Consider the following 23,777-nt stretch of genomic DNA (forward strand, 5'->3'; position numbering starts at 1 on the left):
CCGCCAGAAAAGGTTAGATCAGGGTTTTGCCATGGCGTACGAAAGTCGGTTTGACCACCCGGACCGGGTACCATTTGCCACGGATTTCCACTTCCGCGCGGTCGGCTGTGGCCATCGGCACGCGCGCCAGTGCAATCGACTTGCTAAGCGTAGGAGAGAAACTACCACTGGTGATCTCCCCTTCGCCAACATTGGCGATGCGAACCACTTGATGAGCACGCAAAACCCCACGTTCCTCAAGCACCAGACCGACCAGTTTGTGCTGCACGCCAGCGGCCTGTTCGGCCTCCAGGGCGGCGCGACCGATGAACGGGCGGGACGCCGGCTCCCAGGCGATGCTCCAGGCCATGTTCGAAGCCAGCGGCGAAACCGCCTGGTGAATGTCCTGACCGTAAAGGTTCATGCCGGCTTCGACACGCAGCGTATCGCGCGCGCCAAGCCCGATCGGCGAGATCCCCGCGCCCACCAGATCGTTGAAGAAACCGGGGGCCTGATCGGCCGGCAGGATGATTTCCAGTCCGTCTTCGCCGGTGTAACCGGTGCGCGCGATGAACCAGTCACCGTCGGGTTGGCCTTCGAAGGGCTTGAGCAGCTGTATCAGGTTGCCACGAGACTGGGTGACCAGTTCGCTGATCTTGTGCCGGGCGTGAGGGCCTTGAATGGCGAGCATCGCCAATTCCGGCCGCTCGCGCAGGTGCACGTCGAAGCCATCGAGGTGGGCCTGCATCCATGCCAGGTCCTGATCGCGGGTGGAGGCGTTGACCACCAACCGATAACCGTCGTCGAGGCGGTAGACGATCATGTCGTCGACGATGCCGCCATGCTCATTGAGCATGGCGCTGTACAGGGCACGGCCGGTGCTGTGCAGGCGCTCGACGTCATTGGCCAGCAAATGCTGGAGCCAGGCCTTGGCCTGCCTTCCGCCGACATCGATCACGGTCATGTGGGAGACATCGAAAACCCCGCAGTCGCGGCGCACCTGATGGTGTTCCTCGACTTGCGAGCCGTAATGCAAAGGCATGTCCCAACCGCCAAAATCGACCATCTTCGCACCGAGGGCGAGGTGAAGGTCATACAGAGGCGTACGCTGTCCCATGGGTTTCTCCTTCCGGGCTTGGCGAGGGTACGGGCCGGTACTGCACGGGATAAAGGCCTTTGGATAAAGGGCTTTGAGCCGATTTCAGCAACCGGGTCTGTCAGACGGACCGCACCGAATGCCGCGCATTGTAGCCTCAAGGTGTAGGACTGACACCTAGCTGTTTTGATGGGCCGAACGTCGAATCAATCCGATGACCGGCAACAACCCGACCAAAACCAGGGTCAGGGCGGGCAACGACGCTCTTGCCCACTCCCCTTCACTGGTCATTTCAAAGATCCTTACCGCCAGCGTGTCCCAGCCAAACGGGCGCATCAGCAACGTCGCGGGCATTTCCTTGAGCACGTCGACGAACACCAGCAACGCGGCACTCAAGGTGCCCGGCAGCAACAACGGCAGATACACTTTGAAAAACAGTCGAGGCCCACTGACGCCGAGGCTACGCGCTGCTTCGGGCAAAGATGGCCGTATTCGCGCCAGGCTGCTTTCCAGCGGACCGTAGGCCACGGCGATGAACCGCACCAGGTACGCCAGCAGCAAGGCCGACAGGCTGCCCAGCAGCAATGGCTTGCCGGCACCGCCCAGCCAGCCCGAAACAGGGATCACCACTTCGCGATCCAGGTAACTGAACGCCAGCATGATCGACACCGCCAGCACCGAGCCCGGCAACGCGTAGCCCAGATTGGCCAGGCTCACGCCGGAACGGATCGCCCGCGTGGGCGCCAGACGCCCGGCAAACGCCAGCACCAGCGCGACACTGACGGTAATCAACGCCGCCATGACCCCCAGGTACAGCGTATGGACAATCAGCCCGGCGTATCGCTCGTCCAGGTCGAAACGACCACGCTGCCAGAACCACACCGCCAATTGCAGCATCGGAATGACAAAGGCGCAGGCGAACACCAGGGCGCACCAACTCGTCGCCGCCAGCGCCTTTAGGCCCCGCAGGTGATACAACGCCTTGACCCTTGGACGCTCGTTACTGGCGCGGTTGGCCCCACGGGCCCGGCGCTCGCCGTAGAGCACCACCATCACCACCAGCAGCAACAGGCTGGCCAGTTGCGCCGCGCTGGAGAGGCTGAAGAACCCGTACCAGGTCTTGTAGATGGCGGTGGTAAAGGTGTCGAAGTTGAACACCGACACTGCACCGAAATCCGCCAGGGTTTCCATCAACGCCAAGGCCACACCCGCACCGATGGCCGGCCGCGCCATGGGCAGCGCGACGCGCCAGAACGCTTGCCAGGGTGATTGCCCGAGGACCCGGGCCGCCTCCATCAGGCCTTTGCCCTGCGCCAGGAACGCCGTGCGCGCCAACAGGTAAACGTAGGGATAGAAGACCAGAACCAAGACCAGGATGACGCCACCGGTCGAGCGCACTCGCGGCAACCTCAGACCGGCGCCGAACCATTCACGCATCAGTGTCTGCACGGGGCCGGCGAAATCCAGCAGGCCGACGAAGACAAAGGCCAGCACGTAGGCGGGAATCGCGAACGGCAGCATCAACGCCCAATCCAGCCAGCGCCGCCCCGGAAACTCGCACAGGCTGGTGAGCCACGCGAGGCTGACCCCCAGCAGCGTGACGCCAATCCCGACGCCCAGGACCAGGGTCACCGTATTGCCCAGCAGACGCGGCATTTGGGTGTCCCAGAGGTGAGACCAGATCTGTTGATCGATGGTTTGCCAGGACAGCAGCAAAACGCTCAAGGGCAGCAGGACCAGCGCAGCGATGGCGAAGACCAGGGGATACCAGCGGCGTTGGGCGGGGTGGGCCAAGGAAAAACTCTCGTTGAAATGAACGTGCCCACGTCAGGCGTGGGCACAACGCTCCCGATACGGTGCGGGAGCGATCACGGCGCGCAGTATAACGGTGGCGTCAGTTCCAGCCAGCCCGATCCATCATGCGAATGGCTTCGGCCTGGCGCTTGCCTGCCACTTCCACCGGCAGGGTATCGGCGACGAACTCGCCCCAACTGGCCACTTCGGCCGACGGTTTGACCGCAGGGTTGGCCGGGAACTCCTGGTTGATGTCGGCGAAGATCTTCTGCGCTTGCGCCGTGGTAATCCACTCCACCAGCGCCTTGGCCGCGTCCGGATGCGGCGCATGCTTGGTCAGGCCGATACCCGACAGGTTCACGTGCACGCCCCGATCGGCCTGGTTAGGCCAGAACAGCTTCACCGCCAGCTCGGGATTCTGCTTGTGCAGGCGGCCGTAGTAGTAAGTGTTGACGATACCGACATCGCACTGGCCAGCGTTGATCGCTTCCAGCACCGCCACGTCGTCGGAGAACACGTCGGTGGACAGGTTGTTGACCCAGCCCTTGAGGATTTTCTCGGTTTGTTCCGCGCCGTGGACTTCGATCATGGTGGCGGTCAGCGACTGGTTGTAGACCTTCTTCGCGGTCCGCAGGCACAGGCGGCCTTCCCAGTTCTTGTCGGCCAGGGCTTCATAAGTGGTCAACTCGCCGGGTTTCACCCGGGCGGTGGAGTAGGCGATGGTCCGCGCCCGCAGGCTCAGGCCGGTCCAGGCGTGGCTGGACGAGCGATACTGCGGCGGGATGTTGGCGTCGATGGTTTTCGAGGTGAAGGGTTGCAGGATGCCCATCTGCTCGGCCTGCCAGAGGTTGCCGGCATCGACGGTCAACAGCAGGTCGGCGGTCGCGTTCTCGCCTTCGGCCTTGATGCGCTGCATCAAGGGCGCCTCCTTGTCGGTGATGAACTTCACTTGCACACCGGTTTTCGCGGTGTAGGCATCGAACACCGGCTTGATCAGCTCGTCGATACGCGAGGAGTAGACCACCACCTCGTCAGCGGCCTGGGCGGCGGTGCTGCCGATCAGGGTCAGGGCGAGTGCCGTCAGTAGACGCTTCGATGCCAACATGGGAGCCATCTCTCGATTGGAAAAGTGAGGCCAAATGATAAGGACTCACATTTACCACCTCAATCGAACAGTTGGCGGAGGAGTTACCAGATGTTGCATGGCATCGGGTTCTTGGTGTGTTCACCGATGCCTTCGCGAGCAGGCTCGCTCCCACAGAGCGAGCCTGCTCGCGAAGGGGTCACCAGCCTCGATAAAGCATCAGGCCTTGGCCAGGGCCGGCAGGTCCCCGGTCAACCCCAGCGCCTCGCGCACGAACAACGCCTTGGCCTCCGGCATCTGATCCACCCACTTCAACCCGGCATTACGCAGCCAGCGCACCGGCAACGGGTTGGCCTGGAACAAGCGCTCGAAGCCCTCCATCGCCGCCATCAAGGCCAGGTTGTGCGGCATGCGCCGGCGTTCGAAGCGGCTCAGCACTTTCACGTCCGCCAGTCGCTCGCCACGCTCCGTGGCTTGCAGCAATACTTCGGCGAGCACGGCTGCGTCGAGAAAGCCAAGGTTCACACCCTGCCCGGCCAACGGGTGAATGGTGTGGGCAGCGTCGCCGATCAGGGCCAGGCCTTCGGCCACGTAACGCTTGGCATGGCGCTGACGCAGCGGAACGCACAGCCGTGGATCGGCACTGAGCACCGGCCCCAGGCGACCTTCGAAGGCCCGCTCCAGTTCACGACAGAAGCTGTCGTCGTCCAGCGCCATCAAGCGTTCGGCCTCGCTTGGGGTGGTCGACCAGACGATCGAGCACCAGTCCTGCTGGCCATCGCGCTCCAGCGGCAGAAACGCCAGGGGGCCGTTATCGGTGAAACGTTGCCAGGCGGTCATTTGATGCGGGTTGGCGCTGCGCACGCTGGTGACGATCGCGTGGTGCAGGTAATCCCATTCGCGCGTGGCCACGCCGGTCAGGCGCCGTACCGCCGAGTTGGCGCCATCCGCCGCAATCACCAGGGGCGCGCGCAACGTCCGGCCATCGGCCAGGGTCAGCAACCAGTCATCGCCGGAGCGACGCATCTGCTCCAGCCGCGCACTGGCCAGCAGGCCGAGGTCGCTGTCGTGCAGGCAGTCGAGCAAGGCGTCCTGGACCACGCGGTTCTCGACGATATGGCCCAACCCCTCGGCATGCACGCTGGCCGCACTGAAGTGGATCTGCCCGGTGCCGCTGCCGTCCCAGACGTGCATGTCGGAGTACGGGCTGCTGCGGCGCCTGGCGATGCCTTCCCAGGCGCCCAGGCGTTCGAGGATCCTCTGGCTGGCCGCCGACAGGGCGCTCACTCGCGGTTCGAACGGCGCCTGCGCGTCGAAGGGTTTGACGGTCATCGGGCTGCCGTCCAGCAGCAGGATGTTCAGCCCACTGTCACGTAACGCCAGCGCCAGGGCACTGCCGACCATTCCGGCTCCGACAATCAGCAGATCTGCGCGCATGTCCATGCTTTAAGCCTGTCTCGCTTGCGGCTTGAGCCGCACGTAAAGGGTTTTCCGGACCCGCGCTACCAGAGTGCCGGCGCCGTCGTGAATATCGACCTGCAATTGCGGCAGGTATTTTTCGCCCGTCGCCGTCTGCCGGCGAATCTCATCAAGCAGGGTCTCGTCGACGTTGAAACGGGCGAACACCGGGCCCTTGCCCGGGGAGATGAAGTCGATGTCGGCCGCTTTGTCCCAGACGATGTAGTCGCGTCCGAGGTTTTCCATCAGCATCAGCATGTAGAACGGATCGACCATCGAGTACAGGCTGCCGCCGAACTGGGTACCGACGTAATTGCGGTTGTACCAGCCCAGCCCCATCGACACCTGGACGTCACGGAAGTCATCGCTGATGTGCCGCACCCGAACGCCGGCGCCGAGGTACGGCGGGTAGATCGTCATGACCCAACGCAGCAACCGCGCTTTGCCCAACCGGTCGGTCAGCCACTTAAACATCGGGGCGCGTACCCAGCCCCATGGCCTGGCGAGCGAACCAGCGCTTGGCCGGCGGTAGCAGGTCAAGGCCGAGCAGGCCGATGTTGCGGCCCAGCGACACCAGCGGCAAGCTGCTGCCGAACAAACGCGTGACCTGATCGGAAAAACCCACCGTCAGGTTCTGGTCCAGACGCTGGCGTTCGCGGTAAGCCTGCAACGTCGGGAAGTCGCCCAGAGGTTTATCGCTCGCCAGCAACGCCTCCGCCAGGGCCTGGGCATCGCGCAGCGACAGGTTGAAACCCTGGCCGGCAATCGGGTGCAGACTGTGGGCGGCGTTGCCCAGTACGGCGAGATGCGGGCGCACCTGTTCTTCGGCCTCGATCAGCGTCAGCGGGTAAAGATGCCGCGCACCGACCTGTTTCAAGGTGCCGAGGCGGTAACCGAACACGTTCTGCAATTCGCTGAGGAAGCTGCGCTCATCGAGCGCCGCCAGCCGTTGCGCGTCCATGCCCAGACGGGTCCAGACCAGTGCACAGCGGTTGTCCGCCAACGGCAGCAAGGCCATCGGGCCGTCATCGGTGAAACGCTCGAACGCCATGCCGTTGTGCGCTTCGCTCGGGGTGATGTTGGCGATCAGCGCGCTCTGGTTGTACGGACGCTGCCGGACGCCAATCCCCAGTTGCTCGCGCAGCCCGGAGCGGCCGCCATCGGCGAGTACCGCAAGCTCGCATTCCAGGAGGGTTTCGTCATTGAGGGTCAGGCGGTAGCCGTCGGCCAGCGGTTCCATGCGCGTGACTTCCGCCGGGCAGCGCCAGGTCACCACCTCCTTATCCAGGCCTTGCCACAGGCATTGGCCCAGCCAGGCGTTTTCCACTACATAACCGAGCGCCGGCACGCCCTCTTCCATCGCCGAGAGACGCGCGGTGGAGAAACGGCCACGGTCGGACACGTGAATCTGCTTGATCGGCTCGGCGCGACGGGAAATGTCCTGCCACAGGCCCAACCGTTGATAAATCTGCTTGGCACCGTACGACAGCGCCGAAGATCGCGCGTCATAGCTCGGCTGATAACTGTCGCCCGGGGCAAAAGGCTCGATCAGCACGATCTTCCAGCCACGGGCCTTGGCCCCGGCCTGCAATGCCAACGCCAGGCTGGCGCCGACCAGGCCGCCGCCGATAATTGCCAGATTGACTCGACTCATGCCGCTTGTGTCCGCGCTTCGGCCATCAGGGCCTCGATTTCGGCGACCGTCTTCGGTACGCCCTGGGTCAGGATTTCACAGCCGGTTTTGGTAACCACGACGTCGTCCTCGATGCGCACGCCTATGCCGCGCCATTTCTTCGCTACGTTCTGATTGTCGGCAGCGATGTAGATCCCCGGTTCCACCGTGAGCGCCATGCCGACTTCCAACACGCGCCATTCGCCACCGACCTTGTACTCGCCGACATCATGCACATCCATGCCCAGCCAATGGCCGGCGCGGTGCATGTAGAACGCCTTGTAGGCTTCGCTGGCGATCAATTCGTCCACGTCACCCTGCAACAGGCCCAGCTTCACCAGCCCGGCGGTAATCACCTGGACCGTGGCTTCGTGCGCCTGGTTCCAGTGTTTGTTCGGCGCGATTTCGGCAAAGGCCGCTTGTTGCGAGGCCAGTACCAGTTCGTAGATCGCCTTCTGTTCGGCAGAAAACCGACCGTTGACCGGCCAGGTACGGGTGATGTCACTGGCGTAGCAATCGATTTCGCAACCAGCGTCGATCAATACCAGGTCACCGTCCTTGAGCACGGCGTCATTCTGCTGGTAATGCAGGATGCAGCTGTTGCGACCGGAGGCGACGATCGAGCCGTAGGCCGGCATCTTCGCCCCGCCCTTGCGGAACGCGTAATCGAGCTCGGCTTCGAGACTGAACTCATGCAGCCCTGGCCGACTGGCCTGCATCGCCCGGACATGCGCCTGGGCGGAAATCCGCGCGGCCTCGCGCATCACCTTCACTTCTGCCGCCGATTTATACAGGCGCATGTCGTGGAGCAGATGATCCAGCGCAACGAATTCGTTCGGCGGCTGGGCACCGAGGTGCGCCTTGGAGCGGATCACGTTGATCCAGTCCATCAGGTGTCGATCGAACTCGGGGTTGCTGCCCATGGCCGAATACACCCGGTCGCGCCCTTCGATCAGGCCCGGCAGGATGTCGTCGATGTCGGTGATGGGGAAGGCGTCGTCGGCGCCGAAGTCGCGGATCGCCCCTTCCTGGCCCGCACGCAGGCCGTCCCAGAGTTCGCGCTCGGCGTTGCGTTCACGGCAGAACAGGATGTATTCACCATGCTCGCGACCGGGCATCAGCACGATGACCGCTTGCGGCTCGGGGAAGCCGCTGAGGTACTGGAAGTCGCTGTCCTGGCGGTAGACGTGCTCGACATCGCGATTGCGGATGGCCACTGCGGCGGCGGGCAGAATGGCGATGCTGTTGGGTTCCATCTGCGCCATCAGGGCCTTGCGGCGACGGCTGTATTCCGATTTCGGGATATGAATCATGGGCAGATGGCTTTTCCTGGCTCGCGATTAATGCAGCGACGGCTTGGCAGCGACCGGCGCGTCCAGCTTACGGGTTTCGGAGAACAGCAACAGCGGCGCGACACGCAGGTATTCCATCACTTCCATGTAGTCGTTTTCACCGTCGTCGGACTCCTCCAGGGCATCCTGCACCTGGGAGATCGCGGACAGATCCTGCAACACTTCAGTGGCTTCGGTACTCAGCATGCTACTGTCGCGGCAGTTCAGGCCGAAACCGCTGAGAAAGCCCTGGCACCATTGACCCAGTGCAGCGGCACGGTCGGCCAGGGGCGTGTCATCGGTCGGCAGCAACAGGACCACGGTCACGTCGTCGCCGGTGAGTTCACCCTTGACCATCTCTTGCAGGCCGATCAAGGCATTGCGAACGTTGTCTTGCGGCTCGTTCTCGAGCAACTCGGCGGCATCGATCAGCCAGCCTTCGGCATCGAAGCCGGCCCCGGCGCAACTGCGGCCGAGGAGCAGGCCATGCAGTTCGGCAGGCGAGGCGGAATGACCGCTGGAAGACAGCAAGGTGGCGAAGGCTTGGTAGGGGGAATTCTGAATGGGCATGGGCAGCTAGGCGCCAGACGGCGCAATGTCTAGAATGAAGGCCTTGTATCCTACATCGACTCCTCTGTAGGAGCGAGCCTGCTCGCGATGAACCCGAAACCGCCGAGGGTTGGTCAGTGACCTGGCGCTGTCGTCGGCGACCTTCGCGAACACGCTCGCTCCTGCAGTTCAATACCCATCAGACAGTGAAGACAATGGAAGACACCGACCTGCAAGCGCTGATGGCCAGACTCGAACTGCTAATTGATCGGGTCGAGCAACTTAAGAGTCAAAACGCACTCCTACTAGCTCAGGAAAAATCCTGGCGCGAGGAACGCGCTCACCTCATTGAAAAGAACGAAATCGCCCGGCGTAAGGTCGAATCGATGATTTCGCGCCTCAAGGCCCTGGAGCAAGACTCATGAGTTCAAGCAATAGCGTCACCGTGCAGATCCTCGACAAAGAATATTCGATCATCTGCCCGCAGGAAGAGCGCAGCAACCTGGTGAGCGCGGCCCGTTACCTGGACGGCAAGATGCGCGAAATCCGCAGCAGCGGCAAAGTGATTGGCGCCGACCGCATCGCCGTGATGGCCGCGCTGAACATCACCCACGACCTCCTGCACAAGGCGGAACGCCCGGATGTGCCGGTCAGCAGCGCAACCCGCGAGCAGGTGCGCGACCTGCTCGATCGCGTCGATCTGGTCCTGGCCACCGATCCGGACGTCACCAAAGGCTGATTCGCCGAACCGCTTGGGTTATACTCGCAACACTCCCTGGGGTGCTTGCCAGTTGACCACGTCCCTGAGCCGATTCGCACTACCCTGGAGGTTGCACGTTGGGCTGGTGTGCATGTCCGCTAGACGGAAAGCCTTAAAGCCTACTGCATCTTCCACCTTGAACTTTCGGGTTCAAGGGCTAAGTCAGCAGCGGTTCATCCGGGGAGCCTGATTCCAGTCCGATGCCGGTTCACGCCGGCATCGGCTTTTTTATGGGCGTTTGCCCGCACTGCCGAAGCCTGAATCCATGACCGAACCTGCGCTGCTGCCCCGCCCGCAACTTCGACGCATGCTGCGCAAGGCGCGCCGCGCGCTGACACCCTGTCAGCAGCGCCAGGCGGCTCGCGGGCTGTATAAGCAATTGGCCCAGCAACCGCTGTTTCGCCGCGCCCGACACATCTCCCTGTACCTGCCGACCGACGGTGAAATCGACCCACGGCTCTTGCTGCGGGCGGCTCAACGTCGTGGCAAGGCGACTTATCTGCCAGTCCTCAGCGCCTGGCCACGCACCAAGATGGTGTTCCAGCGCATTCGGCCCGGGGAAACGCTCAAACCCAACCGTTTTCGCATCCTCGAGCCACGGGCGAATCTCGCTCGCCAACGCAAGGTCTGGGCATTGGACCTGGTGTTGTTGCCATTGGTGGGGTTTGACGATGTTGGCGGACGCCTGGGCATGGGCGGCGGTTTCTATGATCGCAGCCTGGCGTACCTGGCCCGGCGCAAGAACTGGCGCAAGCCGACGCTGCTGGGCCTGGCCCATGAATGTCAGAAGGTCGAACGATTGGCGCAAGCGAGCTGGGATGTGCCGCTGCAGGGAACGGTCACGGACAAGGCCTGGTACGACGCAGGCTAGACGCCACTGCGGTCAGCGGCGTCGGCGGGCAGGTTCAGCGCTTGAATGCTGACGACTGTTGTTGCTGCGCGATTTCAATCGGCGCTTCGGTCTTGCTGCTCCACAGGCTTTGGGCATAGCCGGTGGTCACGACGCCAAGGCCGAACAAAATAACCAATATCCATAGTAAATCCGGTTTGCGTTTCATCGACTGCCCCCCAAAGGCATATCAACACGATGACAGCAGCGGTTTCCGTTGTAGGTGTAGGCCGTGCAGCAGCGTCAAGCTTAGAAGGCCGGCATTTTGCGACAACGTGAACTGACACGCAAACGCTGGCGTCAACCGACCGTCGGTTTGTCATAAAATTGCCCGACAACTTGCCCACCCGACCCGCCAGGAGCAAAACCCATGGCCTATTGGCTGATGAAATCCGAGCCCGACGAACTCTCGATCAAAGGTCTGGAGCAGCTGGGTACAGCGCGCTGGGACGGCGTGCGCAACTATCAGGCGCGAAACTTCCTGAGATCGATGGCGGTGGGCGACGAATTCTTTTTCTATCACTCCAGTTGCCCGGAACCGGGGATTGCCGGGATCGGCAAGATCGTCAAAGCGGCGTATCCCGACCCCACAGCCCTGGAGCCAGAGAGTCACTACTTCGATCCGAAGGCCAGCGTAGAGAAGAATGCCTGGAGCGCCATTGACGTGGCGCATGTCGAGACGTTTTCCAGGGTGTTGAAGCTCGATTTCCTGAAACAACAGGCGGCGCTGGCCGAAATGCCCCTGGTGCAGAAAGGTTCGCGGCTGTCCGTGATGCCAGTGACGCCCGAGCAATGGGCGGCTGTCCTCGACTTGCGACCTGCTCTCTGCCGATAGGCGCGAGCGCGCTCGCGCCTGCGGGTCTTTGGGGTTAGGCTTGCGCCTCTGTTGACTGGTATCAAATCGCCAAGGCGTTGGATCAACCAGACTGGGACGTAACAGCCGCAGGATGCCCGCATGTCTACGCACAACCGCTCTTCGATCTTTTTCGCCAGCGCCCTGGTGGTTCTGCTGCTGGCGGCCGGTGGTTTTGGTTACTGGAAATCGATGCATGACCGCTTGCCCGAAGGCCTGTATGTCGGGAACGGTCGCCTGGAGGCCACCGAGGTGCAGATCGCCAGCAAGACACCGGGGCGACTGGCCGAGGTCCTCGTCGATGAAGGCGACAAGGTCAGCAAGGGACAACTGCTGGCCCGCATGGACACCCGCACCCTTGAAGCCCAGCGCAACCAGGCCGAAGCCGAAGTGCTGCGCGCGCGGGAAAACCTCTCCGCCGCACAGGCCAACGTGCAATTACGCCTGAGCGAGCAACTGCTGGCCCAGCAGGAGCTCAACCGTTCCCAGGCGCTGTTCAAGCATGGCTACGTGAGCGGCCAGATCATCGATCAACAGCAAGCCCGCATCGGCACCGGCAACGCCGCTGTCGCCGCCGCTCGCGCCCAGGTGTCCGCCGTCGAAGCCGCCATTGGCGCGGCGCAGGCGCAAGTCGCGCAGTTGACCAGCGAAATCGACGACAGCAGCTTGCGCGCGCCCATCGACGGCATCATCCAGCTGCGCATGGCCGAGCCCGGTGAAGTGTTGGGCGCCGGTGGACGCGTGCTGCTGTTGATCGACCCGAGCGATCAATACATGAACCTCTACCTGCCGGCCTCCGTGACCGGGCGCCTGGCGGTGGGCGATGAGGCGCGGATTGTGCTCGACGCCCTGCCCGACCACCCGCTGCCGGCCAAAATCACCTTCGTGGCCGCCAAGTCGCAGTTCACCCCCAAGGAAGTCGAGACACGTGACGAGCGACAGAAGCTGGTGTTCCGCGTCAAGTTGCGCCTGACCGATCCGAGCGCCCTGCCCCAGGCCAAGCCCGGCATGCCCGGTGCCGGTTATGTGCGCACGGCCCCTGTTGAATGGCCGGTCAACCTGCAATGACCGGCCTCGCGGTTCGAGCGAATGCCATCCATCACGAGTACGGCAAACAAACGGCACTGAGTGCTATCGCGTTCGACCTGCCCGCCGGCACCCGCTGCGGACTGATCGGACCGGATGGGGCGGGCAAATCGAGCCTGCTGGGGTTGATCGCCGGGGTGAAGCGGCTCCAGCAGGGCCAGCTGGAGGTGCTCGGCGGCTCAATCCAGGACCGCCGCCATCGCACGACGCTCTACGCCCGCATCGCCTTCATGCCCCAAGGCCTGGGCGGCAACCTTTATCCCGAGTTGTCGATCAGCGAGAACATCCACTTTTTCGCCACCCTGTTCGGCCTGTCGAAAACCGAATGCGATCAGCGCATGCGCAACCTGTTGCTGGCCACCGACCTGCTGCGGTTTGCCGACCGGCCGGCCGGCAAGCTGTCCGGTGGCATGAAACAGAAACTGGGCCTGTGTTGCGCGTTGATCCATGAGCCGGACCTGCTGATCCTCGATGAGCCGACCACCGGCGTCGACCCGCTGTCGCGCCTGCATTTCTGGGAGCTGGTCGAAGATGTGCGGCGCCAGCGCCCACAACTGACGCTGCTGGTCGCCACCGCCTATATGGAAGAGGCCGAGCAATTCGAGCACTGCCTGATGCTCGACAACGGCAAACTGATTGCCGCCGGCCTGAGCCGGGAACTGGCCGCCGTCACCCCCAGCGGCAAACTCGACGAGGCCTTTACCCACTTCCAGGGCGACGGCAGTCACGACCATCAGCCGCTGGTGATCCCGCCGCTGAGCGGCACCGCCACCGATATCGCCATCGAAGCCCACGACCTGACTCTGCGCTTCGGCGACTTCACGGCGGTGAACAAGGTCAGCTTTGCCATCGGTCGTGGCGAGATATTCGGCTTTCTCGGCTCCAACGGCTGCGGCAAGACCACCACCATGAAGGTCCTCACCGGCTTGATGCCCGCCAGTGAGGGCAGCGCCACGCTGTTGGGCAATCCGGTGAACGCCAAGGACCTGGCCACGCGCAAGCGGGTCGGCTTCATGTCGCAGAATTTCTCGCTGTATGGCGAACTCAGCGTGCGACAGAACCTGGCATTGCATGCCCGACTGTTCGATCTGCCGAAAACCGAAAGCGCGCAACGCATCGACGAGTTGATCCAGCGCTTCAACCTCGCCGGCGTCGCCGACCAGCCATCCGGGGCGCTGCCCCTGGGGTTGCGCCAGCGGCTGTCGTTGGCGGTGGCGGTGCTGCATCGCCCGGAGGTGCTGATCCTCGATGAGCCGACTTCCGGCGTCGACCCGGCGGCACGGGACGACTTCTGGCGACTGTTGATCGAACTGTCCCGCGAGCAGGGCGTGACGATTTTCCTCTCCACGCACTTCATGAACGAAGCGCAGCGCTGCGACCGCATTTCGCTGATGCATGCGGGCAAGGTGCTGGCCTGCGATACGCCGGCAGCGCTGCAACAGCAGTTCGGGGGCGCAACCCTGGAAGCGGCCTTCGTCACCTGCCTGGAGCAGGCACAGAACACCGCAGAAACACCCGGCCCCGCCGAGCCCGAACGCTCGCCCGCCATGCCGACCCAGCCTGTCAAGGAGCGCAGCTTCAGTCTGGGTCGCCTGTTGGCGGTCGCCAGCCGTGAAGGCAAGGAACTGCTGCGCGACAAGGTGCGGATGGCGTTTGCCCTGCTCGGCGCCATCTTCATGATGGTGATCTTCGGCTATGGCATTTCCCTGGATGTGGAAAAGCTGGCCTTTGCCGTCTACGACCAGGACCAGACACCTCAGAGTCGCGCGTACCTGGAAGCCTTTCGCGGCTCACGCTACTTCGACGAACAGCCGCCCGCTCGCGATGCCGACGAGCTGCATCGACGCCTGCAACGCTCGGAAATCAAACTGGCCCTGGAGATCCCGCCGGGTTTCGGCCGGGACCTGTACGCCGGACGCCAGCCGGTGGTCGCGGCCTGGCTCGATGGCGGCATGCCGTTTCGTGCCGAGACCAGCCGCAACTACGTCGAGGCCGTGCACCAGGCCAACCTTGAACAATTGGCCGAACAAAGCAGCCCTGCGTTGAACCGGCCAGCCGCCGCCAGGCTGGAAACCCGCTTCCGCTACAACCAGGATGTGGTCAGCGTCAACGCGATCGGCCCCGGGGTCATGGCCCTGATCCTGGCCTTCATCCCGGCGATGCTGACGGCGCTCGGCATCGTCCGGGAAAAGGAACTGGGCTCGATCACCAACTTCTACGCCACGCCGCTGACCCGCCTGGAATTCCTGCTGGGCAAACAGACGCCGTACCTGATCATCAGCCTGGTCAACCTCGCGGTGCTGGTGGCCATGAACCGCTGGCTGTTCGGCGTGCCTTTCAAGGGCAGCTTCCTGACCCTGACCTTCGGTGGCCTGCTTTACGTGTTGGCGACGACCAGCATGGGCCTGTTGATCTCGGCGTTCACGCGAACGCAGATTGCAGCCATCCTGGGCACCATGATCATCACCAGCCTGCCGACCATCCAGTTTTCAGGACTGATCGTGCCGCGCTCGTCTCTGGAGGGAGCCGCCTCCGTGATGGGCATGCTGTTCCCGGCGGGGCATTTTCTCGACATCGCCGTCGGCACGTTCACCAAAGCCCTGGACCTGCGCCAGCTATGGCCGCAATGCCTGGCCCTGTTCGGATTTTTCCTCGGGTTCACCGGGCTCAGCCTGGTCATGCTGAAAAAGCAGGAGGCCTGATGCACAAGCTCGCTCACATCCTGCGCCTGGGCCTCAAGGAACTGACCAGCCTGCGCCATGACGGCGTCCTGCTGCTGTTTCTGTTCTACGCCTTCACCGTGGCGATCTACATGCCGGCGGCAGGGTCGGTGATTGGTGTGCACAACGCCAGCGTGGCCATGGTGGACGAAGACCACAGCCAGCTGTCGAGGCAATTGGCGCAGGCGCTGCAGCCACCGGAGTTCCAGCACCCGGTCGCCCTGCCCTACGGGCAACTGGATCAGGTGATGGACAGCGGCCAGTACACTTTTGTCATCAATGTACCGGCAAACTTTCAGGCCGACCTTATGGCCGGTCGCCAACCCGCAGTGCAGGTCAATGTCGACGCCACCGCCATGAGCCAGGCGTTCATGGGCGCGGGTTACATCGGGCGGATTTTCCAGCGCGAGCTGCTGAATTATTCGGGCCAGAGCGATGCGACCAGCAAGGCACCGGTGCTGCTGACCACGCGGGCGCTGTTCAATACCAATCTGGAGGGTGGCTGGTTTCTGGCGGTGATCCAGATCGTCAACAACATCACCATCCTCGCCATCATCCTGACCGGCACCGCGCTGCTGCGAGAACGCGAACACGGCACGCTCGACCACTTGCTGGTCCTGCCGCTGACGGCGCTGGAAATCATGCTGGCGAAAATCTGGAGCAACATGCTGGTCGTTGTGCTGTGCACCTGGCTGTCGCTTGAAGTCGTCGTCAAGGGCGCGCTGGGCGTGCCGCTGGCCGGCTCCCTGCCGCTGTTCCTGCTGGTGACGGCGGTTTATCTGTTCGCCAGTACCGCCCTGGGGATTTTCCTCGCCACCCTGGCGCGATCGACGCCCCAGTTTGGCCTGCTGGCGATTCCGGTGATCATCCCCATGTTGCTGCTGTCCGGCGGCAGCACTCCGCTGGACAGCATGCCGCAGTGGCTGCAATGGGTCATGCAGGGCTCGCCATCGACCCACTTCGTCAGCCTGGCCGCCGCCATTCTGTTTCGCGATGCCGGGCTCAACGTGGTCTGGCCGGATTTGCTCGCGCTCACGGCCATCGGCCTGCTGTTCTTCGCGATTGCGCTGATGCGCTTTCGCAAGAGCCTGGCCTCCTGAACCGCAGGCCTCAGGCCGAGAGCTTTGGTCCTACTGGATGATCAGGTTGTTGAACAACAGGTCCTCGACCACCGGCTTGCCGGTTTCGTCGTTCATGATCTGCTGGGTCAGTTTCAAGGCTTCCTGACGCAGCTTCTCCTTGGCTTCGAGGTTGTTCATCGTCTCGGTGGTCTGCTGGGCAAACAGCGCCACCAGCTGATTGCGGATGAACGGTTCGTTGGCCTTGACCAGCTTGGTTGATTCTTCGCCAGACACCCGTAACGCCACATCCGCCTTGTAGACCTTGAGTTTCGGCGAACCATCGAGACCATAGTTACCCACGAACGGCGGGCTCAGGGTGATGTAATTGACCTTCGGCGCCTCGCCTTCTTTCGCTTCTTCAGCCACGGCTGCCACAGGCAGAGACAGGGCCAGCAACAACATGATCCACGCTTTCACAATTCGCTCCTTATCCGGTTTGCGGCCTAGCATAACGACCCGCCGCGCAAGTACAAGCTTATGGCTGACTATCAGGGCGGGGCATGCTCGTTGACCCGTCGACGCTCACACCTACACTTATCGGCCATCACTCCCAAAGGAATAGCCCTGATGAAAGCCGTGCTGTGCAAAGCCTTCGGCCCTGCCGAATCGCTGGTGCTGGAAGACGTCGCCAGCCCCGTCGCGAAAAAGAATGAAATCCTGCTGGACGTGCATGCCGCCGCAGTCAATTTCCCGGACACACTGATCATCGAGGGCAAATACCAGTTCAAGCCGCCCTTCCCGTTTTCCCCCGGCGGCGAAGCGGCCGGCGTGGTCAGCGCCGTGGGGGAAAAGATCAGCCATCTGAAAATCGGTGACCGGGTCATGGCCCTGACCGGTTGGGGCAGCTTCGCCGAGCAGGTGGCAGTGCCCGGCTACAACGTGCTGCCGATCCCGCCCGCCATGGATTTCAACACCGCCGCCGGTTTCAGCATGACCTACGGCACCTCGATGCACGCGCTCAAGCAACGGGGCAACCTGCAACCTGGTGAAACCTTGCTGGTGCTGGGCGCTTCCGGTGGTGTCGGCCTGGCCGCCGTGGAAATCGGCAAAGCCATGGGTGCACGGGTGATCGCGGCGGCCAGCAGCGCCGAGAAACTCGCGATCGCCAAGGCCGCCGGGGCCGATGAGCTGATCAACTACAGCGAAACCAGCCTCAAGGACGAGATCAAGCGCCTGACCGACGGCCAGGGCGCCGACGTCATCTACGACCCGGTCGGCGGCGACCTGTTCGACCAGGCCGTCCGCGCCATCGCCTGGAACGGCCGGTTGCTGGTGGTCGGTTTCGCCAGTGGCCGCATCCCCGAACTGCCGGTGAACCTCGCCCTGCTCAAGGGTGCGGCGGTGGTCGGCGTGTTCTGGGGCTCCTTCGCCCAGCGCCAGCCCCAGGACAACGCTGCCAACTTCCAGCAGCTGTTTGGCTGGTACGCCGAAGGCAAGCTGAAGCCGCTGGTGTCGCAGGTCTACCCGCTGAGCGATACGGCGCAGGCGATCAATGATCTGGGCCAGCGCAAGGCGGTGGGGAAGGTGGTGGTGCAGGTTCGCTGAGGCGCGGTTGATGTAAAGAAGGCCGGGACAACGGGTTGGGTTGTTCTGGCCTTTTTACTGCACAAGCCCTCGGCCGAACTTCCCGCCGTTACAGCAATTCACGAACTTCCCTCGGGAAAAACCGCACGGCGCGGCTCGAGGGGTGCGAATTGCAGCGTCGGATGATGGTGGGTGCGTCCCGGTTGAGTTTGGCGATCAGCGCCAGGCGCCTGTCATTCGGCAGCTGCATGGGCGAAAGGGAGTGGGTCAGGTAACTGCGGGTCCAGTGGAAAAAGGGTAACTCGACCCATGAAAAATCCGCGTAGTTTTTTGCCGCGTGGCTAAGGTCCGAGCACCGCACTTTCTTGATGGTTTCGTTGGCATGAAGGGGCGTATCCCCCAGCCTGAACACCATGGGGGCGACAACGTCGATTTGCGCCGGGCGTTCACTGCTGACTTCCCAGGGCTGGAATCGCCATTGCCGGATGGCGTCCAGTGCGGCCTCGGCCAGCTCCGGCTGAGCACCTTTGGACGCGGAAGGCTGGCTGACCGACCCATCGGCATGCACGACCATGCTGACCCGGACTTCACCCTCTACGCCTGCCAGGTAAAGCGACCTGGGGTACGAAGGCCTGGGGTTGTCTGCCGGAATCAGGAACACCTCTGCGGCCCGGGCACCGCTGAACACTACGCATAAAAGCAACATCACACACCAGCGCATACTCATTCCCCTCGCGACGCAAAAGCCAGATCTGGCAACGCTGCAAAGGGTACGGGCCGGCGTTTTTTCACATAACGTGACAGCTTCCTGTTCGAGCGCAGGACATTTCCCAAAGCCCTGCCCTATTGCGCTCGGGACCGCGTGGTCAATGAGCGCGAAGCGGCAATTCCTACAAAGACAGTTTTTGAGCGGAGGCGACATGTTCGTAAAGGAATGTGCGATGTCGAACATTTTCCGCTGTTTGGTCGTGCGAACAGGTGCTATTTTCGGTAATGAAACTGTAACATTCGCATTCGCGGTCAAAACAAGAAAACTGGAGCTTCTGAATGTTTGCCTTCTTTCGCCCTGCTTCGCATCAGGCTCCATTGCCTGAAGAAAAAATAGACAGCACCTACCGACGCCTTCGCTGGCAGATATTCGCCGGTATCTTCATCGGCTACGCGGGCTACTACCTGCTGCGCAAAAACTTTTCCCTGGCCATGCCCTACCTGATCGAAGAGGGTTACACCCGCGGAGAGCTGGGCGTGGCACTGTCGGCGATTGCCATCGCCTATGGCCTGTCCAAGTTCCTCATGGGCATCGTCTCAGACCGCTCCAACCCGCGTTACTTCCTGCCCTTCGGCCTGCTCGTATCGGCCGCCGTGATGTTCATCTTCGGCTTCGCCCACTGGGCCACGTCCAGTGTCACCATCATGTTCGTCCTGCTGTTTATCAACGGCTGGGCCCAGGGCATGGGTTGGCCGCCGAGTGGCCGGACCATGGTGCACTGGTGGTCGCAGAAGGAACGTGGTGGCGTGGTGTCGCTGTGGAACGTGGCGCACAACGTTGGCGGCGGCCTGATCGGCCCGCTGTTCCTGCTGGGCATGGGCCTGTTCAATGACTGGCACGCGGCGTTCTACGTGCCGGCGGCCGTGGCCCTGGCGGTTGCCGTGTTTGCTTTCGTGGTGATGCGCGATACCCCGCAATCGGTCGGTCTGCCACCGATCGAGAAGTACAAGAACGATTACCCGGAAGGCTACGACGCCAGCCACGAGAAGGAATTCAGCGCGAAGGAAATCTTCGTCAAATACGTGCTGCGCAACAAGATGCTCTGGTACATCGCCCTGGCCAACGTCTTCGTCTACCTGCTGCGCTACGGCGTGCTGGACTGGGCACCGACCTACCTCAAGGAAGCCAAGGGCTTCACCGTGGACAAGTCTTCGTGGGCGTATTTCTTCTACGAGTGGGCCGGCATTCCCGGGACATTGTTGTGCGGCTGGATGTCGGACAAGATCTTCCGTGGCAACCGTGGCCTGACCGGCATGGTGTTCATGGCCCTGGTCACCGTGGCGACACTGGTCTACTGGCTCAACCCGGCCGGCAACCCGACCGTCGACATGATCGCCCTGGTTTCCATTGGCTTCCTGATCTATGGCCCGGTGATGCTGATCGGCCTGCAGGCGCTGGAACTGGCACCGAAGAAGGCGGCCGGCACCGCTGCAGGCTTCACCGGCCTGTTCGGTTACCTGGGCGGTTCGGTCGCGGCCAGTGCGGCCATGGGCTACACCGTGGACCATTTTGGCTGGGACGGCGGTTTTGTCTTGCTGATCGGTGCATGCCTGCTGGCGATGGCCTTCCTTGCGCCCACCCTGTGGCACAAGCAGGCTGCCAGTCAGACCCGCGAAGCTACCGCCTGATCAACCTTTGATCTGCAACGCTTGAGCCGCGCCTCCAGATTCCGGTCTGGCATGGCGTGGCTACGCAGGGCGCTGGCGGTCTGCTCGACATAATCGCGAGTCGTGCCATAGCGCCCACAAGCGTTTTCGAACACATGGCTGAGCACGTGATCCGGCAGGTTGCCGGCATAGCTGGGCAGGTGTCGCTCCAGTACAAATCCCAACGCCTGAACCTGGCTGCCATCTTCGAGACGGCAGTTGAGCCAATGTGGCCGATAGGACGGGAATGGCATTTCACGCTGCCACAAGGCATAGAGCGACGCTTCGAGCTGGTCTTCCGGCAAACGATAGGCAAAGCCGCTGCAAGAGCCGCCGCGATCCAGGCCAAACACCAGCCCCGGGACTTCCGGTGTGCCACGATGCTCGTGGGACCACAGGTACAACCCGCGATGGTAGCCATGCACGCGACCGCGAACCCGTTCGACCGCCGCGCATTCAGGACGCCAGATCAGCGAGCCATAGGCAAACAACCAGACCGGCCCGCCCTTGTGGCGCGCCATGGTCGCCTGCATCGAGCTGAGCAATTGTTCGTGCGTGTGCTGCGGCCCCAGGTCGAGCCGCGGAGGATAAGCCAGGTTCAGAAAAGCAGATTCAATGGCGCTCATGGCGAATAGCGTTCAGCTCCCCGCGAATAATGAATTACTAAATAGAACGCACCGCTGTAACAATAAGGCACATATGTTTCCAAGCAATTTAAGTGCCTTGGTGCACATCTTAATTAATCACTTGAATGAGATATAACCTACCGACATTTATAAGATTTTATAAATATCGATCGGCTATATAGGCAGTTATAACCTGCCACGCGACTCGGATGAAGACATCCGACTCCTGTGCGAGCGAGCCTGCTCGCGAGGGTTGTCGACGAGAACGCGGGGCGTCAGAACGTCAACGGGGAATCGGCCCTCATCGCGAGCAGGCTCGCTCCGACAGGTGGTCGAGGCTCAAGAGCGAGGCGCATAGGCAAACACGTCGGCGCGCATCTGGTGGGCGTCCATGCCGGCCTCGACCAACGCATCCAGGGTGCCGTAGACCATGGCCGGCGAGCCGCTGGCGTAGACGTGCAAGGCGTTCAGGTCCGGGAAGTCCTCGCACACCGCCTGGTGCAGCATGCCGCAACGTCCCTCCCAGCCACATTGATCGCTGACGACTTTATGCAGGAACAGGTTGGGCAGTTTCAGCCATTCGTCCCAATGCTCGATTTCATAAAACTCTTCGGGACGACGAACCCCCCAATACAGGTGCACCGGGTGCTTGAAACCCGTGGCCCGGCAATGTTCGAGCAGGCTGTGGATCTGGCCCATACCGGTGCCTGCGGCAATCAGCACCAACGGAACGTCGGGCAACTCCGCCAGGTGCGTGTCGCCGAACGGCATTTCAATGCGCACCATCGTGTTGCGTTGAAGCTGCTCGATCAGGCTGCGCGCACTGCCTTCGCGCGCCAGCACATGTATTTGCAGATCGCGTCCTGAATGAGGGGCCGAAGCCAGGGAGAAGGCGGATTTCTCGCCGTCTTCACGTTCGATCATCAGGTATTGCCCGGCATGATAGCGAGGCGGCTTGCCGGCCGGCGCTCGCAGGCTCACGCGCCAGGTATCGCCGCCGACGTTTCTGCACTCGATGACCTGACACGACAAGTTGCGCACCGGCAACTCTCCCAGCGCAAGCACGCCATCCCACAGCACGATGCAGTCTTCCAGCGGCTCTGCTATGCAAGTGTAGAACTCGCCATGGTCTCGCACAGCGCCGGCCTGCTCGACCCGTCCTTCCACCAACAAGGCGGCGCACACGTGGCAATTGCCGTTGCGGCAACTCTGCGGGCAGTCATAGCCCAGACGCCGCGCGCCGTCGAGAATCCGCTCGCCGGGCAGTATCTCTAGCACCGCTCCGGAGGGCTGCAAGGTTACACGCATCAATCTATTCCTAACTGATTCCAGAGGGCATCGATCCGTTGGGTGACGGCATCGTCCTTGACGATGACCCGTCCCCACTCGCGGGTGGTTTCGCCCGGCCATTTATGGGTGGCATCCAGACCCATTTTCGAGCCCAGGCCGGACACCGGCGAAGCAAAGTCGAGGTAGTCGATCGGCGTGTTGTCGATCATCACCGTATCGCGCTTGGGGTCCATGCGCGTGGTGATGGCCCAGATCACGTCGTTCCAGTCACGCGCATTGATATCGTCGTCGGTGACGATAACGAACTTGGTGTACATGAACTGTCGCAAAAACGACCAGACACCGAGCATTACCCGCTTGGCGTGACCGGGATAGGACTTCTTCATGGTCACGACGGCCATGCGGTACGAGCAGCCCTCGGGCGGCAGGTAGAAGTCGGTGATCTCCGGGAATTGCTTCTGCAGGATCGGCACGAACACTTCGTTCAGGGCCACGCCGAGGATCGCCGGTTCATCCGGTGGACGGCCAGTGTAGGTGCTGTGGTAGATCGGCTTGATCCGGTGGGTGATGCGCTCGACGGTGAACACCGGAAAGCTGTCGACTTCGTTGTAATAGCCGGTGTGGTCGCCATACGGTCCCTCATCGGCCATTTCGCCCGGATGGATCACGCCTTCGAGGATGATCTCGGCGGTGGCCGGCACCTGCAGGTCGTTGCCACGGCATTTCACCAGCTCGGTGCGATTGCCGCGCAGCAAACCGGCAAAGGCATATTCGGAGAGGCTGTCCGGCACCGGCGTCACCGCGCCGAGAATGGTCGCCGGGTCGGCACCCAACGCCACGGACACCGGGAACGGCTGGCCAGGGTGCTTCTCGCACCACTCACGGTAATCCAGCGCGCCGCCGCGATGGCTCAACCAGCGCATGATGACCTTGTTGCGGCCAATCACTTGCTGACGATAGATGCCGAGGTTCTGGCGATCCTTGTTCGGCCCCTTGGTGACGGTCAGCCCCCAGGTAATCAGCGGGCCGACATCGCCGGGCCAGCAGGTTTGCACCGGCAGCATGGCGAGGTCGACGTCATCGCCCTCGATGATCACTTCCTGGCAGACCGCGTCCTTGACGACCTTGGGCGCCATCGAAATGATCTTGCGGAAGATCGGCAGCTTCGACCAGGCGTCTTTGAGGCCCTTGGGTGGCTCAGGCTCTTTGAGGAACGCCAGCAGCTTGCCAATCTCGCGCAGCTCGCTGACCGATTCCGCGCCCATGCCCATGGCGACCCGTTCCGGGGTGCCAAACAGGTTGCCGAGCACCGGAATGTCGTAGCCGGTGGGCTTCTCGAACAGCAACGCCGGGCCTTTGGCCCGCAGCGTGCGGTCGCAGACTTCCGTCATCTCCAGCACAGGAGAGATGGGAATCTGGATGCGTTTCAACTCTCCGCGCTGCTCAAGTTGCTGCACGAAATCCCGAAGATCCTTGAATTTCATTGACGATGCCACCCCGAAAATAGGCGTACATCCTACCTGCTCTGAC

At 62.4% G+C, this 23,777-nt stretch carries 23 protein-coding genes and 1 other RNA gene; 10 read left to right on the forward strand and 14 right to left on the reverse strand.

What is annotated here, in order from left to right; all coding sequences use genetic code 11:
* Positions 1–13: 13 nt before the first annotated feature.
* The 8 genes from gcvT to IB249_RS17695 form a co-directional block, all read right to left on the reverse strand.
* Entirely contained in the window at positions 14–1,096 is a 1,083-nt protein-coding gene (gene gcvT / locus IB249_RS17660) for a glycine cleavage system aminomethyltransferase GcvT (RefSeq protein ID WP_192307015.1), read from the reverse strand.
* 156 nt (positions 1,097–1,252) lie between these two features.
* The gene (locus IB249_RS17665; RefSeq protein WP_192307017.1) at positions 1,253–2,869 is read right to left on the reverse strand and encodes an ABC transporter permease; all 1,617 of its coding nucleotides are present in this window, start codon (positions 2,867–2,869) and stop codon (positions 1,253–1,255) included.
* A gap of 100 nt (positions 2,870–2,969) precedes the next feature.
* Positions 2,970–3,974, reverse strand: coding sequence for an extracellular solute-binding protein (locus IB249_RS17670; RefSeq protein ID WP_192307019.1), 1,005 nt, complete (start codon positions 3,972–3,974; stop codon positions 2,970–2,972).
* Between the two features lie 198 nt (positions 3,975–4,172).
* Positions 4,173–5,390, reverse strand: a complete 1,218-nt coding sequence (locus IB249_RS17675; RefSeq protein ID WP_192307369.1) for a 2-octaprenyl-3-methyl-6-methoxy-1,4-benzoquinol hydroxylase — start codon at positions 5,388–5,390, stop codon at positions 4,173–4,175.
* Between the two features lie 9 nt (positions 5,391–5,399).
* A complete protein-coding gene (locus tag IB249_RS17680) occupies positions 5,400–5,885 on the reverse strand; it encodes a DUF4442 domain-containing protein (RefSeq protein WP_192307020.1) in 486 nt (161 codons plus the stop codon).
* Complete coding sequence (ubiH, locus tag IB249_RS17685; RefSeq protein WP_192307022.1) at positions 5,878–7,065, reverse strand: 2-octaprenyl-6-methoxyphenyl hydroxylase; 1,188 nt, start codon at positions 7,063–7,065, stop codon at positions 5,878–5,880. Before ubiH ends, IB249_RS17680 begins: the two co-directional genes overlap by 8 nt.
* On the reverse strand, positions 7,062–8,396 hold the full coding sequence (gene pepP, locus IB249_RS17690) for a Xaa-Pro aminopeptidase (RefSeq protein WP_192307024.1): 1,335 nt from the start codon (positions 8,394–8,396) through the stop codon (positions 7,062–7,064). The genes ubiH and pepP overlap by 4 nt, the downstream gene beginning before the upstream one ends.
* A 27-nt stretch (positions 8,397–8,423) precedes the next feature.
* Positions 8,424–8,984, reverse strand: a complete 561-nt coding sequence (locus IB249_RS17695; protein WP_192307026.1) for a YecA family protein — start codon at positions 8,982–8,984, stop codon at positions 8,424–8,426.
* 194 nt (positions 8,985–9,178) lie between these two features.
* Between IB249_RS17695 and IB249_RS17700 the strand changes: the two genes are divergently transcribed.
* From IB249_RS17700 to IB249_RS17715, 4 genes are all read left to right on the forward strand, one after another.
* Entirely contained in the window at positions 9,179–9,388 is a 210-nt protein-coding gene (locus IB249_RS17700; RefSeq protein WP_192307028.1) for a TIGR02449 family protein, read from the forward strand.
* Complete coding sequence (locus tag IB249_RS17705; RefSeq protein WP_192307030.1) at positions 9,385–9,702, forward strand: cell division protein ZapA; 318 nt, start codon at positions 9,385–9,387, stop codon at positions 9,700–9,702. The genes IB249_RS17700 and IB249_RS17705 overlap by 4 nt, the downstream gene beginning before the upstream one ends.
* 30 nt (positions 9,703–9,732) lie before the next feature.
* A non-coding RNA gene (gene ssrS, locus IB249_RS17710) (6S RNA) lies at positions 9,733–9,911 on the forward strand.
* A 77-nt stretch (positions 9,912–9,988) separates the two neighbouring features.
* Complete coding sequence (locus IB249_RS17715; protein WP_192307032.1) at positions 9,989–10,594, forward strand: 5-formyltetrahydrofolate cyclo-ligase; 606 nt, start codon at positions 9,989–9,991, stop codon at positions 10,592–10,594.
* Between the two features lie 34 nt (positions 10,595–10,628).
* On the opposite strand, the gene IB249_RS17720 is transcribed toward IB249_RS17715, so the two are convergent.
* A complete protein-coding gene (locus tag IB249_RS17720) occupies positions 10,629–10,781 on the reverse strand; it encodes a hypothetical protein (protein WP_192307034.1) in 153 nt (50 codons plus the stop codon).
* 201 nt (positions 10,782–10,982) lie between these two features.
* Between IB249_RS17720 and IB249_RS17725 the strand changes: the two genes are divergently transcribed.
* The 4 genes from IB249_RS17725 to IB249_RS17740 all read left to right on the forward strand — a co-directional run bounded on the left by IB249_RS17725 (position 10,983) and on the right by IB249_RS17740 (position 16,371).
* Positions 10,983–11,447, forward strand: coding sequence for an EVE domain-containing protein (locus tag IB249_RS17725; RefSeq protein ID WP_192307039.1), 465 nt, complete (start codon positions 10,983–10,985; stop codon positions 11,445–11,447).
* Positions 11,448–11,567: 120 nt separating this feature from the next.
* The gene (locus IB249_RS17730; protein WP_192307040.1) at positions 11,568–12,533 is read left to right on the forward strand and encodes an HlyD family secretion protein; all 966 of its coding nucleotides are present in this window, start codon (positions 11,568–11,570) and stop codon (positions 12,531–12,533) included.
* Entirely contained in the window at positions 12,530–15,253 is a 2,724-nt protein-coding gene (rbbA, locus tag IB249_RS17735; RefSeq protein WP_192307370.1) for a ribosome-associated ATPase/putative transporter RbbA, read from the forward strand. The genes IB249_RS17730 and rbbA overlap by 4 nt, the downstream gene beginning before the upstream one ends.
* Complete coding sequence (locus IB249_RS17740) at positions 15,253–16,371, forward strand: ABC transporter permease (RefSeq protein ID WP_192307041.1); 1,119 nt, start codon at positions 15,253–15,255, stop codon at positions 16,369–16,371. The genes rbbA and IB249_RS17740 overlap by 1 nt, the downstream gene beginning before the upstream one ends.
* A 30-nt stretch (positions 16,372–16,401) precedes the next feature.
* On the opposite strand, the gene IB249_RS17745 is transcribed toward IB249_RS17740, so the two are convergent.
* Entirely contained in the window at positions 16,402–16,809 is a 408-nt protein-coding gene (locus tag IB249_RS17745; RefSeq protein ID WP_192307042.1) for a flagellar basal body-associated protein FliL, read from the reverse strand.
* A 150-nt stretch (positions 16,810–16,959) separates the two neighbouring features.
* Between IB249_RS17745 and IB249_RS17750 the strand changes: the two genes are divergently transcribed.
* Positions 16,960–17,937, forward strand: a complete 978-nt coding sequence (locus IB249_RS17750; RefSeq protein WP_192307043.1) for an NADPH:quinone oxidoreductase family protein — start codon at positions 16,960–16,962, stop codon at positions 17,935–17,937.
* A gap of 88 nt (positions 17,938–18,025) precedes the next feature.
* Here IB249_RS17750 and IB249_RS17755 read toward each other — a convergent pair whose 3' ends face one another.
* A complete protein-coding gene (locus tag IB249_RS17755; RefSeq protein WP_225607080.1) occupies positions 18,026–18,622 on the reverse strand; it encodes an energy transducer TonB in 597 nt (198 codons plus the stop codon).
* Between the two features lie 341 nt (positions 18,623–18,963).
* Between IB249_RS17755 and glpT the strand changes: the two genes are divergently transcribed.
* On the forward strand, positions 18,964–20,313 hold the full coding sequence (glpT, locus tag IB249_RS17760) for a glycerol-3-phosphate transporter (protein ID WP_192307044.1): 1,350 nt from the start codon (positions 18,964–18,966) through the stop codon (positions 20,311–20,313).
* Here glpT and IB249_RS17765 read toward each other — a convergent pair.
* The 3 genes from IB249_RS17765 to ubiD all read right to left on the reverse strand — a co-directional run bounded on the left by IB249_RS17765 (position 20,289) and on the right by ubiD (position 23,731).
* Complete coding sequence (locus IB249_RS17765) at positions 20,289–20,957, reverse strand: gamma-glutamylcyclotransferase (RefSeq protein WP_192307045.1); 669 nt, start codon at positions 20,955–20,957, stop codon at positions 20,289–20,291. The genes glpT and IB249_RS17765 overlap by 25 nt on opposite strands.
* Before the next feature lie 339 nt (positions 20,958–21,296).
* A complete protein-coding gene (locus IB249_RS17770; protein WP_192307046.1) occupies positions 21,297–22,265 on the reverse strand; it encodes a CDP-6-deoxy-delta-3,4-glucoseen reductase in 969 nt (322 codons plus the stop codon).
* Positions 22,265–23,731 (reverse strand): 4-hydroxy-3-polyprenylbenzoate decarboxylase, encoded by a 1,467-nt coding sequence (ubiD, locus tag IB249_RS17775; RefSeq protein WP_192307047.1) that lies wholly within the window; start codon positions 23,729–23,731, stop codon positions 22,265–22,267. Before ubiD ends, IB249_RS17770 begins: the two co-directional genes overlap by 1 nt.
* Between the last annotated feature and the right edge of the window lie 46 nt (positions 23,732–23,777).

Origin of the sequence: Pseudomonas sp. PDM04, from assembly GCF_014851765.1 — a bacterium.
Lineage (GTDB): Bacteria > Pseudomonadota > Gammaproteobacteria > Pseudomonadales > Pseudomonadaceae > Aquipseudomonas.

Bases quoted from the DNA above. Each gene is read 5' to 3' on its own strand.
- gcvT (WP_192307015.1), bottom strand. From the start codon at position 1,096: ATGGGACAGCGTACGCCTCTGTATGACCTTCACCTCGCCCTCGGTGCG.
- IB249_RS17670 (WP_192307019.1), bottom strand. From the start codon at position 3,974: ATGTTGGCATCGAAGCGTCTACTGACGGCACTCGCCCTGACCCTGATC.
- IB249_RS17675 (WP_192307369.1), bottom strand. From the start codon at position 5,390: ATGCGCGCAGATCTGCTGATTGTCGGAGCCGGAATGGTCGGCAGTGCC.
- IB249_RS17680 (WP_192307020.1), bottom strand. From the start codon at position 5,885: ATGTTTAAGTGGCTGACCGACCGGTTGGGCAAAGCGCGGTTGCTGCGT.
- ubiH (WP_192307022.1), bottom strand. From the start codon at position 7,065: ATGAGTCGAGTCAATCTGGCAATTATCGGCGGCGGCCTGGTCGGCGCC.
- pepP (WP_192307024.1), bottom strand. From the start codon at position 8,396: ATGATTCATATCCCGAAATCGGAATACAGCCGTCGCCGCAAGGCCCTG.
- IB249_RS17695 (WP_192307026.1), bottom strand. From the start codon at position 8,984: ATGCCCATTCAGAATTCCCCCTACCAAGCCTTCGCCACCTTGCTGTCT.
- IB249_RS17700 (WP_192307028.1), top strand. From the start codon at position 9,179: ATGGAAGACACCGACCTGCAAGCGCTGATGGCCAGACTCGAACTGCTA.
- IB249_RS17705 (WP_192307030.1), top strand. From the start codon at position 9,385: ATGAGTTCAAGCAATAGCGTCACCGTGCAGATCCTCGACAAAGAATAT.
- IB249_RS17715 (WP_192307032.1), top strand. From the start codon at position 9,989: ATGACCGAACCTGCGCTGCTGCCCCGCCCGCAACTTCGACGCATGCTG.
- IB249_RS17720 (WP_192307034.1), bottom strand. From the start codon at position 10,781: ATGAAACGCAAACCGGATTTACTATGGATATTGGTTATTTTGTTCGGC.
- IB249_RS17725 (WP_192307039.1), top strand. From the start codon at position 10,983: ATGGCCTATTGGCTGATGAAATCCGAGCCCGACGAACTCTCGATCAAA.
- IB249_RS17730 (WP_192307040.1), top strand. From the start codon at position 11,568: ATGTCTACGCACAACCGCTCTTCGATCTTTTTCGCCAGCGCCCTGGTG.
- rbbA (WP_192307370.1), top strand. From the start codon at position 12,530: ATGACCGGCCTCGCGGTTCGAGCGAATGCCATCCATCACGAGTACGGC.
- IB249_RS17740 (WP_192307041.1), top strand. From the start codon at position 15,253: ATGCACAAGCTCGCTCACATCCTGCGCCTGGGCCTCAAGGAACTGACC.
- IB249_RS17750 (WP_192307043.1), top strand. From the start codon at position 16,960: ATGAAAGCCGTGCTGTGCAAAGCCTTCGGCCCTGCCGAATCGCTGGTG.
- IB249_RS17755 (WP_225607080.1), bottom strand. From the start codon at position 18,622: ATGTTGCTTTTATGCGTAGTGTTCAGCGGTGCCCGGGCCGCAGAGGTG.
- glpT (WP_192307044.1), top strand. From the start codon at position 18,964: ATGTTTGCCTTCTTTCGCCCTGCTTCGCATCAGGCTCCATTGCCTGAA.
- IB249_RS17765 (WP_192307045.1), bottom strand. From the start codon at position 20,957: ATGAGCGCCATTGAATCTGCTTTTCTGAACCTGGCTTATCCTCCGCGG.
- IB249_RS17770 (WP_192307046.1), bottom strand. From the start codon at position 22,265: ATGCGTGTAACCTTGCAGCCCTCCGGAGCGGTGCTAGAGATACTGCCC.
- ubiD (WP_192307047.1), bottom strand. From the start codon at position 23,731: ATGAAATTCAAGGATCTTCGGGATTTCGTGCAGCAACTTGAGCAGCGC.